Annotated in this window: 17 protein-coding genes; 5 read left to right on the top strand and 12 right to left on the bottom strand. The window is 49.5% G+C overall.

From position 1 onward, the window contains the following. Positions 1 to 260 precede the first annotated feature (260 nt). The 5 genes from serS to J7439_RS09730 form a co-directional block, all read right to left on the bottom strand. Complete coding sequence (gene serS, locus J7439_RS09750; RefSeq protein ID WP_209201636.1) at positions 261 to 1,547, bottom strand: serine--tRNA ligase; 1,287 nt, start codon at positions 1,545 to 1,547, stop codon at positions 261 to 263. A 135-nt stretch (positions 1,548 to 1,682) separates the two neighbouring features. Next, positions 1,683 to 2,084: a fluoride efflux transporter CrcB gene (crcB, locus tag J7439_RS09745; protein WP_209201635.1), complete on the bottom strand. Its 402-nt coding sequence runs from the start codon at positions 2,082 to 2,084 to the stop codon at positions 1,683 to 1,685. 174 nt (positions 2,085 to 2,258) lie between these two features. Beyond that, the gene (locus J7439_RS09740; RefSeq protein ID WP_209201634.1) at positions 2,259 to 3,584 is read right to left on the bottom strand and encodes a replication-associated recombination protein A; all 1,326 of its coding nucleotides are present in this window, start codon (positions 3,582 to 3,584) and stop codon (positions 2,259 to 2,261) included. After that, a complete protein-coding gene (gene lolA, locus J7439_RS09735; RefSeq protein ID WP_209201633.1) occupies positions 3,581 to 4,300 on the bottom strand; it encodes an outer membrane lipoprotein periplasmic chaperone LolA in 720 nt (239 codons plus the stop codon). Before lolA ends, J7439_RS09740 begins: the two co-directional genes overlap by 4 nt. Before the next feature lie 23 nt (positions 4,301 to 4,323). Beyond that, the gene (locus J7439_RS09730; protein ID WP_209201632.1) at positions 4,324 to 6,729 is read right to left on the bottom strand and encodes a DNA translocase FtsK; all 2,406 of its coding nucleotides are present in this window, start codon (positions 6,727 to 6,729) and stop codon (positions 4,324 to 4,326) included. Between the two features lie 215 nt (positions 6,730 to 6,944). On the opposite strand from J7439_RS09730, the gene J7439_RS09725 reads away from it, so the two are divergent. Next, a complete protein-coding gene (locus J7439_RS09725) occupies positions 6,945 to 7,610 on the top strand; it encodes a potassium channel family protein (RefSeq protein ID WP_209201631.1) in 666 nt (221 codons plus the stop codon). Between the two features lie 44 nt (positions 7,611 to 7,654). Here J7439_RS09725 and J7439_RS09720 read toward each other — a convergent pair whose 3' ends face one another. Together J7439_RS09720 and J7439_RS09715 are read right to left on the bottom strand one after the other, a co-directional pair. Then, positions 7,655 to 8,917 (bottom strand): ankyrin repeat domain-containing protein, encoded by a 1,263-nt coding sequence (locus J7439_RS09720; RefSeq protein WP_209201630.1) that lies wholly within the window; start codon positions 8,915 to 8,917, stop codon positions 7,655 to 7,657. 78 nt (positions 8,918 to 8,995) lie between these two features. Continuing rightward, the gene (locus J7439_RS09715) at positions 8,996 to 10,048 is read right to left on the bottom strand and encodes an ADP-ribosylglycohydrolase family protein (RefSeq protein WP_209201629.1); all 1,053 of its coding nucleotides are present in this window, start codon (positions 10,046 to 10,048) and stop codon (positions 8,996 to 8,998) included. 198 nt (positions 10,049 to 10,246) lie between these two features. Between J7439_RS09715 and J7439_RS09710 the strand changes: the two genes are divergently transcribed. Then, positions 10,247 to 10,486 carry a YecH family metal-binding protein gene (locus tag J7439_RS09710; RefSeq protein ID WP_209201628.1) on the top strand — a complete coding sequence of 80 codons (240 nt, stop codon included), beginning with the start codon at positions 10,247 to 10,249 and terminating at the stop codon, positions 10,484 to 10,486. A gap of 307 nt (positions 10,487 to 10,793) precedes the next feature. Further along, the gene (locus tag J7439_RS09705) at positions 10,794 to 11,333 is read left to right on the top strand and encodes a YaeQ family protein (RefSeq protein WP_209201627.1); all 540 of its coding nucleotides are present in this window, start codon (positions 10,794 to 10,796) and stop codon (positions 11,331 to 11,333) included. 4 nt (positions 11,334 to 11,337) lie between these two features. Here J7439_RS09705 and J7439_RS09700 read toward each other — a convergent pair whose 3' ends face one another. From J7439_RS09700 to hppD, 5 genes are all read right to left on the bottom strand, one after another. After that, entirely contained in the window at positions 11,338 to 11,886 is a 549-nt protein-coding gene (locus J7439_RS09700; protein ID WP_209201626.1) for a hypothetical protein, read from the bottom strand. 178 nt (positions 11,887 to 12,064) lie between these two features. Continuing rightward, positions 12,065 to 12,982 (bottom strand): DUF4892 domain-containing protein, encoded by a 918-nt coding sequence (locus J7439_RS09695; protein WP_209201625.1) that lies wholly within the window; start codon positions 12,980 to 12,982, stop codon positions 12,065 to 12,067. Positions 12,983 to 13,023: 41 nt separating this feature from the next. Next, a complete protein-coding gene (locus J7439_RS09690; protein WP_209201624.1) occupies positions 13,024 to 13,881 on the bottom strand; it encodes an alpha/beta fold hydrolase in 858 nt (285 codons plus the stop codon). A 494-nt stretch (positions 13,882 to 14,375) separates the two neighbouring features. Then, a complete protein-coding gene (phhA, locus tag J7439_RS09685) occupies positions 14,376 to 15,176 on the bottom strand; it encodes a phenylalanine 4-monooxygenase (protein ID WP_209201623.1) in 801 nt (266 codons plus the stop codon). A 145-nt stretch (positions 15,177 to 15,321) separates the two neighbouring features. After that, the gene (hppD, locus tag J7439_RS09680) at positions 15,322 to 16,401 is read right to left on the bottom strand and encodes a 4-hydroxyphenylpyruvate dioxygenase (protein WP_353623033.1); all 1,080 of its coding nucleotides are present in this window, start codon (positions 16,399 to 16,401) and stop codon (positions 15,322 to 15,324) included. A 285-nt stretch (positions 16,402 to 16,686) separates the two neighbouring features. Here hppD and J7439_RS09675 point away from each other — a divergent pair, with 285 nt between their 5' ends. Then, a complete protein-coding gene (locus J7439_RS09675; protein WP_209201622.1) occupies positions 16,687 to 17,205 on the top strand; it encodes an Lrp/AsnC family transcriptional regulator in 519 nt (172 codons plus the stop codon). Between the two features lie 20 nt (positions 17,206 to 17,225). Next, positions 17,226 to 17,978: a phosphonate metabolism protein PhnP gene (gene phnP, locus J7439_RS09670; protein ID WP_209201621.1), complete on the top strand. Its 753-nt coding sequence runs from the start codon at positions 17,226 to 17,228 to the stop codon at positions 17,976 to 17,978. Positions 17,979 to 18,153 lie beyond the last annotated feature (175 nt).

The raw sequence follows: 18,153 nt of genomic DNA, 5'->3' as shown, positions 1-18,153 counted from the left end.
CATGACTACCGTTATTTTTGAACAAAGTTGATTGATGATAATACTTTAGATTTAAAATAAGAGGGTGAAATCAAACGTTCCACCCTGCTGATCTCGTTAGGAGCCTGTCCGAGAATAGACTGCCCTACTGCGGTGGCAGCAAATTGGTCTAAAAAGTCGGAAATTTTTAGTAAATAGAACCACTATTCACTAAAAATTTCCGACTTTTTATCCTCAATTTTCTGCCATCCTCGCTACGGGCGCTATTCTCGGACAGCCTCCTAGAGAATACTAATTCCTCCCATATAGCTCTGAAGTGCTTCGGGAATATGGATACGCCCATCCTTATCCTGGTAATTCTCCAGTACCGCCACCAGAGTACGACCCACGGCAAGACCTGAACCATTCAGCGTATGAACCAGCTCCGGCTTGCCTGATTCATTGCGGAAACGCGCCATCATTCGACGTGCCTGGAAATCAACACAGTTACTGACGGAAGATATTTCACGGTACTGATTCTGAGCGGGCAGCCAGACTTCAAGGTCGTAGGTCTTGGCGGCCCCAAAGCCCATATCTCCACCGCACAGTGCCACAACGCGATAAGGCAGCCCCAGCTTCTGGAGAATGGCTTCTGCATGCCCTGTCATCTCTTCCAGCGCTTCATAGGACTTATCAGGATGGACGATCTGGACCATCTCAACCTTTTCAAACTGGTGCTGACGAATCAGGCCACGGGTATCACGACCGTAACTGCCCGCTTCGCTTCGGAAACAGGAAGTGTGAGCCGTCAGACGAATGGGCAGTTGATCAGCTTCAACAATCTGTTCACGCACCAGGTTGGTCAGGGTAACTTCTGCCGTAGGAATCAGGAAAAACTGCTTCTGTTCAGCACTGGCATCATCATCACAGGCGGTTTTGAACAGATCTTCACCGAATTTAGGCAGCTGACCAGTACCATATAGCGCTTTATCGTGAACCAGCAGCGGAGTGATAACTTCTTCATAGCCATGCTCAGTGGTCTGAATATCCAGCATAAACTGAGCCAGTGCCCGGTGCAGACGGGCAATTTTGCCACGCAACATGGCGAATCGGGAGCCGGAAATATGGGTAGCTGCTTCGAAATCAAGGCCAAGAACTTGGCCCAGATCAACGTGATCTTTTACGTCAAACTCAAACTTCCGTGGCTCACCCCAGGCACGAACCAGTACGTTGTCGTTCTCGTCTTTGCCTTCCGGTACGGAGCTGTCTGGCAGGTTGGGCACTTCCAGCAGCAGGTTATTCAATGCTTCCTGCAGTTCGGTCAGGGCCTGCTCATTTTCCTTAAGTTCGGCATTCACCTGATCCATGCGCTCTTTAAGCGCTGAAACATCATCGCCCCGGGCCTTGATCTTGCCAAATTCCCTGGAACCCGACTTACGTTCGCTCTGCAGCTGCTCAGTTTTAACCTGAAGCGACTTGCGACGCTCCTCCAGAGAAACCAGACGCTCAACATCCAGTTTGTAGTGCTTCTTCAACAGCTGTTCCGCCACAGCTTCAGGATGGCTGCGAACGATTTTGGGGTCTAGCATATTCCTACCAAATTAACTGATTGGACGATGGTTTTCTTATCCGGGCAGACGCTTCAAACGTTTACCATTCTCGTCACGGATAACCTGCTGATGATACACCATGACTCGGCGACATTCGATAAAGATAATAAGCAGCTAACCATTCAGGATCACCCGAATGCCCTGATAACCCAGCCAGGTACCAACCAGACACAGAGTCACACTGGCCAGCATATAAGCGATTGCCTCAAGCAATCGGTCGGTTTGAAAAAGCCGGAAAATATCCAGTGAGAAAGTAGAAAAGGTGGTTAATGCTCCCAGAAAGCCTACGGTGGCAAAATCTTTCCAGATTGCGGGAAGCAGACTTTTCTCTACCAGGCAGTACCAGCCAATCCCCATAAGAAACGAACCAATAATATTGACTGTTAAGGTCGGAAGTGGAAACAACTGATCATTTCCGGATTTTGCATACCACTCATAAACCAGAGAACGTGCCAGTGCCCCAAGGGCTCCCCCGGCTGCTACAGCAAAATAGTTCAGCAAGTACGGGTATTGCATCAGGGCTTCCTTTCAGATGAGAGATAGAGAGTTTTGAATTTATAGCCATGAAACGGTTCTAACTATATCAAAAGGCCAGGCAAGCTAAAAACATACCCCGTAATCAACAATCGACATAATCCAAGTTGTATGGGCTATTTGAAATCATGAGTATATGATTGGATAATATAAAAACTATCTCTTTACTGTACTCTCTTTATCAAGCCGTTTCAGCCAGGCCAGCTTTTCCTTGATCTTAATCTCCAATCCGCGATCATTCGGCTGATAATAGTCCGGCACATCCATTTCTTCTGGAAAATAGCGCTCCCCAGCCGCGTAGGCATTGGGCTCATCATGGGCATAGCGATAACCAGCACCATAGCCAAGACTGCCCATTAATTGGGTCGGCGCATTCCGCAGATGATGAGGCACCTCATAGGATGGATGACTTTTTACATCGTCCCATGCCGCTTTCCAGGCTTTATAAACTGCATTACTTTTTGGTGCACAGGCGCAATAGACCGTTGCATGGGCCATGGCCAACAGTCCTTCCGGTGCCCCCAACCGCTCAAATGCCTGCCAGGCATTAATGACAATCTCCAGCGCTCTTGGGTCTGCATTGCCAATATCCTCACTGGCAATAGCCACCAGCCGACGAATCACGTAGAGAGGATCCCCTCCCCCATCAACAATTCGAGCGGCCCAGTAGAGTGCTGCATCCGGATTGGAGCCGCGAACGGACTTATGAAAAGCTGAAATGGTATCGTAAAACGCGTCACCGCCTTTATCGAAACGTCGCCCGGTATCGGCAAGAATGGCCTGAACCGCCTCAGACGTGATAATGCCGTTCTCAGCCAGATCCGATGCAACTTCCAGAGTATTGAGTGCCTTGCGACCATCGCCGTCAGAATAGCGAATCAGAATATCCCTGGCGCTCTGCTCCAGCTGAATGCCCTTGCCGCCCAGGCCTCTTTCTTCATTGGTCAAAGCCTGATCAACAAGTTGGCCAATGGCCTCTTCCCCCAGCGACTTAAGTACGTAGACCCTGGCCCTTGAGAGTAATGCATTATTAAGTTCAAACGATGGGTTTTCGGTGGTAGCCCCGATAAAAATAACAGTACCGTCTTCTATATGCGGCAGAAATGCATCCTGTTGCGACTTGTTAAACCGATGAACCTCATCCACAAACAGTACTGTTTTCCGCTGGTAAAAACGCTGTTCATCCTTTGCCCTTGCTACCGCTTCCCTTATGTCTTTAACCCCTGAAAGCACGGCAGACAGGGTTTCAAAATGGGCATCGGTTTTTGTCGCAATCAGTCTTGCCAGCGTCGTCTTGCCAACGCCAGGCGGTCCCCAGAAAATCATGGAATGGAGCATACCCTGCTCCAGCGCTTCCCGCAGGGGCTTGCCTCTGGCAAGAATATGTTCCTGGCCCAGGTATTCATCGAGGACTCCGGGGCGCATCCTTGCCGCCAGGGGTTCATAGCGATCAGAAGCAGGGGCATCAAAGAGTGAGGTCATACCCTGCTCTCATCAATAATATCAAAACCGGCCTTCTCTAATGTCTGCAGGTCAGGTTCAAACAGTGTATTGTCCACCGGCTGATTGAGGTTCACCCGGGTAAAGTCAATTCGTCGCTTACCACCGAGAGAGTCCACAATCGTGATGGCTGAAATCTCCTCCCTGGAAAAATGGATCTCCAGCCTTTCAAAAAGATCTGACACGTTACCGGGTCTCAGGGTATAAACCACCTCCGGGCCATAGTTCATGCGAGTCACCGCGTACTCCATCAGAAACTCACTGGCATCGCCGCTCAGTAGCTGCACGGCGGTCGGTCCTGACTGATTGTCCATTTTTTTAATCACCACCTGCTTAAAGTCAGGATCGAGCATCCAGAGTTTTCCATCTTTAGCAATAATCTCCTGGTTAAACGGTGAAGTGATATTCCAGCGGAACTGATTTGGCCGCTTAAGTTGCATACTCCCCTTCTCAACTTTGGAGCGACCGCTTTTATCAATGGTACTTTGAGAAAAATTGGCACTGACAGTATTCATGGCCTGCAGCTTTTTAGCCAGCGCATCAGCGGCTTTCTGATCATGTTTTATACTGGCAGGCGTACTGCTTTCCGCCCTGGCCAGCATGGATGCATGAGTTGATGTCTGCTCAGCAGGCCAGACTGGCATGCTGATGGCAAAAACCAGTGGTAAAACAGTCAATAACGGCGCTTTCTTGATCATAAATAAGAACTTAATCTGGAAAATTAATGCTTGGGCGGTGGTGGAGCAATCACTTCACGATTGCCGTTAGTCAATGCCGGGCTGACAACACCTGCCGCCTCCATGGCTTCAATCATTCGGGCTGCCCGGTTATAACCTACCTTCAGCTGCCTTTGAACCGAAGAAATGGACGCCCTGCGCGACTCGGTAACAAAAGCCACGGCTTCATCGTAAAGAGGGTCCTGCTCATTGTTATCCAGCCCGCCGGAAAATGCACTGCCTTCAGAACTCTCACTGACACCATTGAGAATCTCTTCCACAAAATCCGGCGTTCCCCGCAGCTGCCAGTCAGCCACCACCCGATGCACTTCATCGTCAGCAACGAAAGCCCCGTGAATTCGGACAGGAACGCTGGTTCCCGGGGGTAGATAGAGCATGTCTCCGTGGCCCAGTAACTGCTCAGCGCCGCCCTGGTCAATAATGGTTCGGGAGTCAATTTTGCTGGACACCTGGAAACTGATGCGAGTAGGAACGTTGGCCTTAATCAGACCGGTAATCACATCCACGGATGGGCGCTGTGTGGCCAGAATCAGATGAATACCGGCTGCCCGGGCCTTTTGGGCAATACGGGCAATCAGCTCTTCAACCTTTTTACCAACAATCATCATCATGTCGGCAAATTCATCAACCACTACCACGATAAAGGGCAGCGTGCCTAACTCTGGTGCGACATCTTCTGCTGACACAGGCTGGTAGAAAGGATCCCTGTGCGGCTCACCCTTTTCCAGGGCATCTTTCACCTTGCGGTTATAGCCGGCAATGTTACGAACCCCCAGATATGCCATCAGCTTGTAACGACGCTCCATCTCGGCAACACACCAGCGCAGGGCATTGGCCGCCTCTTTCATGTCCGTCACTACCGGTGCCAGAAGATGAGGAATGCCATCATAGATGGACAACTCCAGCATTTTCGGGTCAATCATGATCAACCGCACATCTTCCGGGCTGGACTTGAACAACATGGATAAGATCATGGCATTGATACCCACGGACTTACCGGAACCCGTAGTACCGGCCACCAGAAGGTGCGGCATTTTAGCCAGATCCACAATCACCGGCTGACCGGAAATATCATGTCCCAGGGCAAGGCTGACCGGGGACTGTGCGTCATCAAACGCCCTGGATGAAATAATTTCGCTATAGAAAACAGTTTCACGGTCATCATTGGGAATCTCAATCCCCATCACCGACTTTCCGGGAATCACTTCCACCACCCGGACACTGACCACCGCCAGAGAACGGGCCAGGTCGCTGGCAAGGTTGGTAATTTTACTGGCCTTGGTACCGGGTGCCGGTTGAATCTCAAAACGGGTAATGACCGGCCCGGGATGGACGGCAACCACTTCGACATCGACGCTGAAGTCTTTTAACTTCAGTTCCAGCAAGCGGGACATGGCATCCAGAGACTCTGGACTCATGGCCTTGCCGGAGGGGCGGGCTTCATCGAGCAACGAGGCGGTTGGTAAACTGCCAAGCGGGGTATGTTCCACCAGAGGTGGCGCTTTCTCCCTCGCTGGAGGAGGGACAATAACCGGCTTTGGCTTATCGGCTCTCTTCTCAATCACCGGAGGAGCCAGTGGTATAGAGTCCTCCTGCAGCTTTAATGCAGGCTCCTGCTTTTTCACTGGCGACAGGTCGCTTTGCTCAGGCTGACTCTGCTTTCTGGCGGCCAGCTTCTCTTGCAACGCAAAATAAAGCGCAAGCAACTTTTCTTTGCAGTAAACGGCGAAGCGCAGGCTCCAATAGCCAACACTGTCCATCAAACGAAACCAGGAAAGATCGGTATAAAGCGTCACACCGAGGAGAAACAGTGCCATCAGCAGCAGTGTGCTGCCGGTGACATTAAAGGCTGGCAGGAACAGCTGAATAAGCAGCTCGCCAATAATCCCGCCGCTGGACGAGGGAAACAGCTCACTCAACCCATGATAGTGAAGTGAAGCCAGGGCAGCCCCTGAAGCAATGGACAGAATAAACCCCATACTGCGAATCAACAGTAACCAGGAATTCCATTCATCAGGCTCATGGCGGTAGCGAAAAACCCTGATCGCCTTGATCACCAGAATAACCGGCACCATCCAGGCCAGAAATCCAAACAGGGTTAGCAGCAAATCCGCTGACCATGCCCCGATTCTGCCGGCACTGTTGGCAATATCCTTGACCGGGCCAATATGAGACCAGCCAGGATCGACCTTATCATAACTGGCCAGTGCCAATACCAGAAAAGCGGCCAGTACCAGCCAGCCAAACATGATACCTTCACGCACTCGTGATGAGAGCGTTTCCGTCGCTGCATCGCCCCGGATTGTACGCTTGCGCCGTCGTATGAAAACAGGATCTTGTGATTGATCACTATCCGGCTGATGACTCTTTTTGCTTGCGGACCCTGCCATTCGGCTCCCTGAGATAACTGATTATAAACACAGTAGTTTAACCCGAGAAGATAACACGAGCCCTTAACTGCGGACAATCCTGTATCCTTTCTTATACAAAGATCAAACATCGACCGATGGCGTAAAAATGAACAGTTTTTGTAGCCCCGGATCTACTTGCAGGGTATTTTAGAGCGCTGTTTCTTATCAGACAGTGCCCTTAAGGCCAATCACCCATGTTACGACCATCCTTTCTTGACTTCTCACAGCGAATGAACCGCAACCCGGCTGTTTCAATGGGTCTATTGTTGATCACCCTGACCTGCAGCATCCTGTTCTCTCCTATTGTCATGGAGTACCAATCCATTGGGGTAACCCTGTTTTCCTGCCTGATGATAGCCAGTCTGGTTCTGACCCTCGGATCGCTGACAGAAAACAGTCCAAAAATCCGTCTCTGGTTAGAGATCACCGGCACAACTATCGTTATACTCAGGGCGATGGTTGAGTTCCCAAACCCGCCAAACTGGCTCCCCTTCTTCAGCTTAATAGCCAGCATGCTGTTCCATCTGGGCATGATGCTGATGCTTATCGGGCACCTGTTCAGCGTTAAGCCCCAAGCCGAGAAACTATTGGCGGCGATTAACTTCTATTTACTGACGGGCATCACGTTCAGTTATCTTTATCTACTGGTGAACCTGATTACCCCCGGGGCCTTTGATCTTGCCATCCAGGGGATTTCCAGCTGGCCGGATTATCTCTATTTCAGTTTTGTCACCCTGACCACGCTGGGTTATGGCGACATTCTGCCCCTCAGCCCTCTGGCACAGGGTCTGGTATCTCTCGAAGCTATTGTGGGTGTACTGAGTCCGACGGTAATGATTGCCCGGTTTGTTGGGAAATAAGAAAGCAGGCTCGGATTCAGTAGTAGTGGATAAACTATCACAGGTCATCTTTTCTTCGCCCCGGCACCAAGCAGCATTCGCACGCTGGTCAGTTGATGATTTCTGGCAGCGATAGACAGAGGTGTCGCACCATCCAGAAAACGAACAACGTCAGCGTTTGCACCGGCTTTTAGCAAGGCTTTGAGACATTTCTCGTGACCCTCCCGGGCAGCGATGTAAAGGGGAGTTGTGCCCACGCTATCAGCAATATCAAGGGCAGCTCCACTGTTGATCAGGGCTTTGGTAATTTTCTTATTACCATTGAGTACTGCAATATGCAGAGGCATTGTGCCGTCCCAGAAGGAAACCGGATTGGCTGTTGCACCGGCACTGAGCAATGCCTGCACAATCTCCACACAGTCTGTTTTAGTAGCGAGATACAGAGGCGTCGTTCCACCCTCACTGGCAAGATTCAGGCTCGCACCGTTTTTGATCAACATTTGGGCGCATCTCACGCTACCTTCGCGTATGGCGATGAACAGTGGCGTTTCACCGTCATCATCGGTTGCATTGTAATCAGCCCCGGCATTGATCAGCGTTTGTGCCACCTGCACATTGTCATCTTGCAAGACGGATATATGCAGGGCTGTCAAACCATCCATAAAGGTTAAATGTAAATTTGCCCCGGCTTTGACAAGTGCCTCCACGGCTACCTGATTGCCTTGCAGGGCAGCGCAGAAAAGAGGCGTGACGCCGGTCTTTCGAGGGGTGTTGGGATCCGCTCCGGCACTAAGCAGAGCCTGGCAACACGCCACGTGCCCTTCGCTCACCGCCAGAAAAAGAGCCGTCATGTCCCGGCAGGTGGCGTGGCAGTCAGCACCGGCCTCAAGCAGAGCCTGTAAGATCTGTTTGTGGCCAGTTCGGGCAGCGATGTGCAGCAAGGTGACATCACAACCGGTGACCGCCGAACGGAACCATTGTTGGGCAATTCCCGAATTGGCTGCCAGTAACCGTCGGAACTCTTCCGTATTTCCGGAACGACAAACTTGCAGTGGCAGAGCTTCACAATGAGGCTGGCAAGAACGACGGTCATCACTGCATGCTATTTCGCTCCCGGGCAACAATGGTAAAGCCAGTTGTTGATACGGTTGACAGATGCGCTGATTCAACGGCTGCTGATCAGGCCATTGGAAAGTCCCGCCGGGGGATAAATGGTGACGACGCAGAACAGGTACTATATTTCGATTGCCGACAACCGATGCACCGCCATCAAAGCAATTACTGTATACCGGTACACCAGAAGCAAATGTATTGATGGTCGGTTCCATAAGGTCGACTGTTAACTACCAGAACTTTTGACGTTCCTGCTGAATTTGGAAAATCCCAGATTACTTTCAGATTAAATATTAAACGACAATCATGTCTGCCAGCTTCAAATAGCGGTGACTGTCATGGAGTCCATTAACTAAACGGTCCGGTATCGCCTCCAGCCCATTCATGGCACCCAGAAGAACACCGGTTAAAGCGGCCCTGGCCATATTATTACCGCCCCCGTTAATGGCAGACAATACACCCTGTTCAAATTGATCAGGGTAGCGGTGCATCAGGTAGTAAGCACAGGGAAGCACGTGAACAAGCTGGCAATCCATACCATAGACCTGACTGATATGCAGGGCCGGTTCTATACGAACGGTGTCCGGTTGCCAGGCCACCCGCCCATTTCCCGGAGTCAGTAGATGGTCGTAACGCTGTATTGCCGACATCACGTCTGAGCGTTTTGCCATAGCCGCTAAACAGCCCGGTAATTCGGTCAGAGGAACGCTGTTGACCATGGCCTGAACAACCAGGGCAAATACCAGTGTATTCTGCCGTATAAAAGGCTCCCTGTAGAATGTCTGCAGCAGTTGACCAGCAGCATCTACCAGCTCAACCGGGTCATCAATCGCCAGGGCCAGCAGGGATACAAACTGTGCTCCCTCGGTTGTGTCACAACCCGAAGCAATCCCGGGATCACCCCAATGTAACCCCGTGCGGCGTGCCCTGATCAGGTCCACCATCAATTCATCCGTATAGCGCCCGGAAAAGGACTCACCGGACAATGGCGAGAAGAAATCATCAAGCCGGGCAAGGAAATCTGTCAGTACAAAACCATCACAATTGGCCAGAGACTCAAGCAGCAATACGATCACCTGGCCCGTCTGGGAAACGTCGCCTGCCCTGACACCCTGCTGATAACGGAAGTGACTGATATTGGCAAAACCATGGCTGCCATTAACTGCAGGGTCCTGATAAGTATCAATCCAGGGGCCATAATCCTGTGCCAGTTGATCCAGGTCATAATACCAATGGGTGCCGACGCCCAGGGCATCACCAATGAGCAGGCCAGCCACCCCACCCTTTACCCGGCTCAGTTTATCAATGTTTGAAGGGTATGATCTGATGGTAGATGTCGAATTCATAGCAAGCACGCATTGCAAACCATATACACCCCATGAACATAGCTGAATTTAGCGACCACCGCAGTGCATTCGCTGCCGTTTCACACAGAGGCATTCATAATGGTGACACCAACCTGATACGAATATATACGACTGTTTAATTGCATTAGTCAGCGTATTGTTGGCTGAAGTCCCCACTATTGATATGAGAATAAGCCCATGGAATCCGTACACGGTCATAATGTACTGAATATGATCAGAGAACAGGAAGTCGCGCTGAGCAAAGAGGCGCTCCTAACAGCAATATCAGCAGAGTTTGGTGAAGAAGCCCGATACCACACGTGCTCCGCACAGGAACTGACTGCAGCAGAACTGGTTGATCAGTTTGTTGGGAAAGGTAAGTTGATTGAAACCAGTGAAGGTATTCAATACATAGGTTGCAACTGCCATTGTCATTGAGAAAAGCCCGATTACGGGTTTTTTTATTCTGAGTTTTTCTGAGCAGAAACAAAAAACCGGTCACAAGAACCGGTTTCAAAATTTTATTGTTGTTGCCTGTCTCATCTTCGTGGCCTCTGCGTCACCTCCCCCGCGACGTAAAGGCCTTTTCTGGAGAAATCCCCCCATCTCTTTTCCCCTTCAGGCGTAAGCCATAATACGTATTGTTTTTTTCTGACATATTGACCTGAATCAATATTACATCATCCTTTGCATAAACTCCTGATTGCTTCAGGGTAAACTCAACTTTTTATCGAGTTAATGATCCATGGCCCTGAAAGCAACGATCTACAAAGCAAGTATTAATATAGCGGACATGAACCGCCACTATTATGCAGACCATGATGTAACCATTGCCCGCCATCCATCGGAAAATGACGAAAGGGCAATGTTGAGACTGATGGTCTGGTCACTCCATGCTTCAGGGGAACTTCAGTTTACCAAAGGTATCAGCACTGATGACGAGCCTGATATCTGGCAAAAGAATCTCAGTGGTGAAATTGACACCTGGATAGAGCTTGGTCAACCGGATGAAAAGCGGCTAAGAAAGGCCTGTGGCCGGGCAAAGAAGGTTTTTATCTATAACTATGGCGGTCGCCATTCGGATATCTGGTGGCAACAATATCAGGGCAAAGTACAGCGATTTAATAATTTGTACATTTACCGAATTCCTGCAGAGGGTAATGAACTGGGCAGGCTGATTGGTAAAACCATGAAACTTCACTGTATTATACAAGATCAGCAGATAACTGTTGGCAATGCTACCGATAGCATTGCCACCGAGATCACACAGCGATTTCCGGGTTAATGCTTCATGGTTTAGCTGGGAAAATCTCACTGTAAGATGGAGGTGGAGGCTGAAGTTCTAACTGCGAGCTTATAACCGTCACGTAGGATGGCGGTGGTTCTGGCAACAAATGCTCAGACTCCTGGTTGATAACCGTCAATGTCTGGTCTGAATCTATATGCTTTGAATCGTTGTGCATAGGCAAGGGCTGAACCGCCACGATGGACTCTCTCCCTGATTGCCGGGCTGTTCTGCTAATTGAAAGATCCGTGTGAACAGGAGCAGCCTCCCGAGACTTTATACCGCAGCAGCCACCATATTTAGCATCGAAATAGGCACTTATTCCAATCATTGCGAGAATACCGACACCCGAACCAGCAAGAGCACCGTAACAAACTTTAGCTACCATGGTGCCTTCTAAGGGTAAGCACGAACCAACCGCCCCACCGGTAGAAGTTGCCCCCCCCCAGATGAAGCCGAGGCATGTTGAACGGCAATTATCATTTTCGAAAGTACAGCCAGGATTATTAATGTAACCATTCGCTCCTGATGGTGTAGCAGGCAAGCTTTGCATTTTGAGTCAATCCGAAAGTAGTTAACGATAGTTATTTTAAAATCGCTGATTATCAGCAGCAATTTCACTGCTTCGACACGTTTGACCTGTAAAATCACTCATAGTTCCGGATAAAGACCATCAGGTGCGGATAAGTCCGTGAACATAAGCCCAATTTGAAGAAAATGGCAATCAACCTTTAATTTAAAGGCACAATTTCAAGCCCGAAAGATGGCGTTGTTCCCGGATCCAGCGAATTATCTTCAGTGCCAATGGAAATATTGAAGCGTAGTCGTGACTCGCTGATCCCCTGCTCATTTAAATGCTGAACAATATTCTCTTGCAGTACTTCCATTTTGTTCTGCCAGGTATCCAGCTCTGCCAGGGTCTCGGGCACCGTGCTGTGAATGATAAGCAGTGCATTCATTGATGAGTCAATGTTCATATTTGTAACAAATGAGGCCAGATCAGAACTTTTTTCAATCCCGGATTTACCGGATTCCAGCCTGAAGACATTGTTGCCAGCATCCTGTTCGATTGTACGCTCCATCTCATAGTCATGGGGCTTAAAGATATCCACCAATGTATAAATGCGTCCATTGCCCCGGCGCACCGCGTAGACCGTATAGAAAGTGTTCAGCTTTTTCCCAATATAAAACGCTTGTTCCTTATCCTGACCATAGAGCGTGGAAATATCGAAGACATCGTTAGCCCAGAAATTACTGGCACCACAGGAAAAACTGCGGCATTCAAACAGCGTCTCAATACCCTCCCCTTGCAACAGGCTGACATAAAATTCATAGCCTTGATTGCTGCTGTGCCCGGGCGGCAGAAAGTAGAGGTCCCTGATCAGGTGTCCGTCAAGCCACTGAGCGCCATCCGAGGTAACAACGCCGTTGACCCGCTTCATCCGGTTGGTAATGATCGGGTGGTTCTGTCGATTCTCATCGATGGCAAGCTCAATACGGGCATTAGGATACGCTGGAAGTCCCGACGCATAGGTTGAAGGACCAATTACCAGGCAAAGCAGGGTACTGATTATTTTGCAGGCAATGGTTAAAGAGCCAGATTCAAGAGTCTTCAGTAGACCCGGGATATCCACAATCACTTTATTCATGAAACACCATCCAAGTCTTCCCCCAACGACGTTTCAGACTATCATAATTTACTGCCTAAAACAGAGTTAACTATATTGGCAATCGCTTCCACCTGATCGTCCATGTGAAGATGATGATTGCCACTCATCGGGTGAAAATGAATATTTGGCAGCTTCTGATGATACTGGTTAATAGCGTCACAGATCGGACCACTGTCAACATAGACCATATGAGCATTACAGGTTATCTGTCGGGGAAATGCCAGGGTCTGCTCAAGGGAAAAACGGGTGGGAGATCCCAGCTTTAAACGGGGATCTGCCGTCCAGATCCAGCCATCTCCATCCTGAATAATGGATCGATCCACCAGCAGTTCTGACGATTGCCTGGAAACTTTGAACTGGCCCATGGCCCTGGCCCGAACGGCCAGCTGCTTCGATCGATAGCGGGTCACTGGCAAATGATCAACAGGTGTTCTGCGTTGATTGATATAGTTCGCCAGCGCTTCAGGGGCATCTTCAGGGTTTCTTGGCCAGGGGAAAAGCCCATCAATAGCTACCAACCCGGTAACCTGATCTTTCAGCACGGAACCCGCTGCCATGGCACTGACCACACCGCCCATGGAATGCCCAAGCAAACCAAACCGTTCAAGTTGCAATGACTCAGCGATATAAACCAGATCTTCAACGTAGTGCCAAACATCATAACTGAACCACGCGGGACGGTGTTCAGAAAGACCATGGCCAGCCTGGTCCACAGCTATCAGTCTGATGCCCTCTAACTTTGGAGCCATGGGAGTGAAACTGGCCGCATTATCCAGCCATCCATGAAGTGCAATCACCGGAACGCCCTCAGGGTCCCCCCACTCCAACGCAGCAAATGTTAAATGCGGTGTTTGAATGCTCAGTTCCCTTGGATGCATCGTAGACTCCTTGCAATTCAAAGTATTGACTTATTTAGGAAAGAAGTAAGGCCGAATGACTGACCATTGCAATCACAGCCAATCCATCAGAGAAATCGTGAATGTTAACACAGGGAAGCTACAAAAACAGAAACCCCGTAAAAACGGGGCGGAACTACTGTCAGACAGCACAGAGCGATTTTTATTGTTATTGGAGTGGTATATATTCTTTTTCCTTTAGCGGCAGGGAATTCGATCCCTGCCTTTTTTGTTTTTGCTGCGACCTGCTGACTTCGGCAACTCGCTAAAGGAGTGACTACAGAATACGTATTTCCCGTACACGCTTTATTGATCCAGATCAAAAAATAGAAACATTGCCGTTTAAAGCACAACCGTGATTATTGCATGAACAGGCTATCGGGCCTTCACCTTGACGTCTGATGTCTCCGAACATCCCGATAAGCATAACAGTTATGATTGGATAATATAAAACCAATAAGTTGCAGAGTGCTGTCTCACGCAGCACCCTCTTCAGACTTGGGCTCAAACATCGGGGTAAGCAGGGGCATCGCCATCGCCTGATGGACCAGCGCCATAATATCCATTTCACAAAGGCGATGAAGGACCGCAATATCGTCCAGTACATAATACAATGGCTGCAAAATATCGATCCGGTAGGGCGTTCTCAGCGCTGTCAGTGGGTCAAAGGCGGTTCTGACTGGAATATCACTCTCCAGGGCATAGGCCGTTTCACCGAAGCTGGAGAGAATTCCACCACCATAAATACGCAACCCACGGGAAGTATTCAATAAGCCAAACTCAACCGTCATCCAATAAAGCCTGGCAAGGTAAACCCGCTCTTCTTTGCTGGCAGCCAGACCGAGCCTGCCATAGGTTTCCGTAAAATCAGCAAAATCCTGATTGGTCAACAGAGGGCAGTGACCAAATATTTCATGAAAAATATCCGGTTCCTGAAGATAATCCAGCTCATCTCTGACGCGGATAAAGGTGGCAACCGGGAATTGTTTGTCGGCTAAAAGCTTAAAAAAACGGTCAAAGGAGATCAGTGCCGGCACCCTGGCAACCCCCCAGCCGGTTTTACCGTTAAGCACACGGCTTATTTCATCCAGCTGTGGAATCCGCTCTGACGGCATGGCCAGTTCTTCGATGCCGTCCATGTATTCATCACACGCCCGACCTTTCAATAACTCAATCTGTCGGTGATACAGAATACTCCAGGTTTCATGCTCCTCATCTGTATATACAATAAAGCCTGACTCGTCAGGCTTCCTGGCCTGATATTTGGATGACTTCATAAAACTCTCCCCGGCCTTGCAGCAAGGTAGTGAATGGCCCACTACCCCACCGGATTGATGGTTCATTCCCCTGAAAAGCCCTGTAATAGAACCAGTTCCATAAGAAAACCCGACGGATTGGTGATCAGTCAGATCTGAGAAAAAGCTACAACACCCCTCTTCTCATCTGATCCCTTTCCATGCTTTCAAATAGCGCGGTAAAGTTACCCTCACCAAACCCTTCATCCCCTTTGCGTTGGATGATCTCAAAGAAAATCGGGCCAATGGCGGTTTCAGTGAAAATCTGTAACAGCAACCCACCCTCCTCTGTAGGCGCACCATCCATAAGAATGGCATTGGCTTTCAACTTATCAACATCTTCCTGATGCCAGGGCAGCCTTTCAGAAAGCATCTCGTAATAGGTGTCCGGTGGCGGGGTCAGAAAGGCGGCACCATTGCCCCGCATCGCCGGTACTGATTGATAGATATCTTTGGAGTACAGCGCAATATGCTGGATACCCTCGCCATTATACTGGTGCAGATACTCTTCAATCTGGCTCTTGTCATCAGAAGATTCATTGATGGGAATTCTGATCTTCCCACAGGGACTGGTCATTGCCCTGGATTTCAACCCGGTCAACTTGCCTTCAATGTCAAAATATCGAATCTCACGGAAGTTAAAAATATCCTCGTAGTAAGATGCCCACTTATCCATATTGCCCCGCTGGACATTGTGGGTAAGATGATCGATAAAGGTCAGGCCGACACCTTCAGGTTCCTGATCAACGCCCTCAACAGGAACGAAGTCCACATCATAAATCGACCCTTTGTCGCCATACCGGTCAACCAGATAAATCAGGCAGCCACCGATGCCCACAATGGATGGGATATTCAGCTCCATGGAACCACTTTGGGTTGGCCCGGGTTGACAGCCCAGTTTGAGCGCCCTCTCATAGGCAAAAGACGCATCTTCTACCCGGAGGGCAAATGCACAGGCACAGGGGCCATGCTCCCGGGCAAACTTCTGGGCAAATGAGTCAGGCTCGCTGTTAACGATAAAGTTAATTCCCCCCTGGCGATATAATGTCACCTCTTTGGATCGGTGGCGCGCTACCGCAACAAATCCAAACTGTTTGAAGAGGCTTTCCAGTGCCAGCGCATCAGGCGCTGCGTATTCGACAAATTCAAACCCATCGGTTCCCATCGGGTTCGTGCTGGTAATCTTTGACATTTTGTTCGTTGCCATGCTTCGTCCTCTTTTACAGTCCAGCCACAGTATAGAAAAAGTATACGATTGCCCTGATGCAAAAGCCTTGCGATATGCAGCCTCATTACGCAAGATGATACAAAAGGTTTGCATCAGATGAATTGGCGGAGCCATCAAACCGGGCTTACACTACCTGAAAGCAGCCAGCCAGTTTTGTCGGGATCCTGTCAATAAATTCGGCAGCAGCCCTGATTGCCGGAGGTTGTTAATGAAAGAAGTGCATTATCCCCGTTTGAGAAGATGCTTAATCCGGGTAATTCTGAATTGATCAGAAGTGCGGCCAACAACATAGCGAGGGATCGGATGGCGAGCAGAAATGTATTGGATACCTACGACATCAGGCTTTTGTCTGCACTCCAGAAGAATGATGCGCTATCCCTGCAATGTCTTGCAGAGCTGGTCAGCCTCTCTGCATCACAATGCTCCCGCCGTATCAGTCGGCTGAAGGCAAAAGGCTATATACAGAAACAGGTGACGTTACTGAACCCGCAGGCGGTTGGCCTGGATGTTGAAGCCTTTATCACTGTTTCCCTGGATAATCATACCCCGGACTCTGCAACCCATTTCAAAGAGGCCATTCTGGACATGTCGCCGGTTATGGAGTGTCATGCCATCACTGGCAGTGATGGCGATTACCTGTTAAAGGTGGTGGCCAAAAATCAGCACGCACTCTCTTTTTTCCTGATGGAAGAACTGATGAAGATTCCCGGTATCAGCCAGATTAAAACGGCCCTGGCTCTCTCTGCCATTAAATCCACCACGGTACTGCCCCTCAGTTTATAGAGTCTTTTATGGAGTTCCCGATGAAGTTTACCCTGACCGGCACAGGCAGCGTGAAAGGATGCCCGGTTTATGGTTGTGACTGCCCCGCCTGCATTAAAGCCATCATGGACCCTTTTCTCGCTCGCCGACCGGCTTCTGCTATCCTGGAGTCCGACAGTGAAATGATGCTTATTGATGCAGGTCTTACGGATATTGAAGACCGTTTTCCAGCAGGCTCCCTGAAACAGATTATTCTGACCCATTACCATATGGATCATATTGCCGGTTTATTCAGCCTGCGCTGGGGAAGTGGCCTGAAAATATCCGTGACCGGGCCAGACACATCGGATGCCCCGGAAGAGTTGTTGAAACATTCCGGCATTCTGGATTTCAGCCAGACAGTGACACCCTTCGCTCCCTTTACTGTCAACGGTGTCAGGATAACCCCTGTTCCACTCAGTCATTCACGCCCAACCATGGGCTATGTTTTTCACCGTAATGGCAGGACACTGGTCTATTTGACGGATACCCTGGGACTGCCAGAGGAGACCCTCACCTTTTTTACCGGCAATCCGGTCAATGTCATGATTATTGACTGTAGTTACCCTCCGGACATGTCAGAGCCTCCCGGAGCTCACAACAGCCTGAACGATGTTATGGAGCTGCACCAGAGGATACAACCATCACGCACTATTCTTACCCATATTGGCCATGAGCTTGATAACTGGATGAATACCAATCCGTTACCAAAAGATATTGAAGCTGGCCATGATGGACTGGTAATCACTCTTTAGCCCGGACATTTCATAAACTGCCCCGAATCTCGCGCCGGACTCTGTCGCTCTAACCCGAATATTTCATAAACGCTGCTACAGTTCGAGTGTTTGATGTTTTTTCGAACAAACATGGTCTGTCAGATTGTATCAGCGTATTTCTCTGCGGTGACATTGCATCCCGACATGTTTTTTT

It is taken from the genome of Salinisphaera sp. G21_0, from assembly GCF_017744115.1.
Classification (GTDB): Bacteria; Pseudomonadota; Gammaproteobacteria; order Pseudomonadales; family Endozoicomonadaceae; genus Endozoicomonas.
The sequence above is the reverse complement of the archived record's forward strand: the minus strand, read 5'-3'. Positions and strand labels throughout refer to the sequence as shown.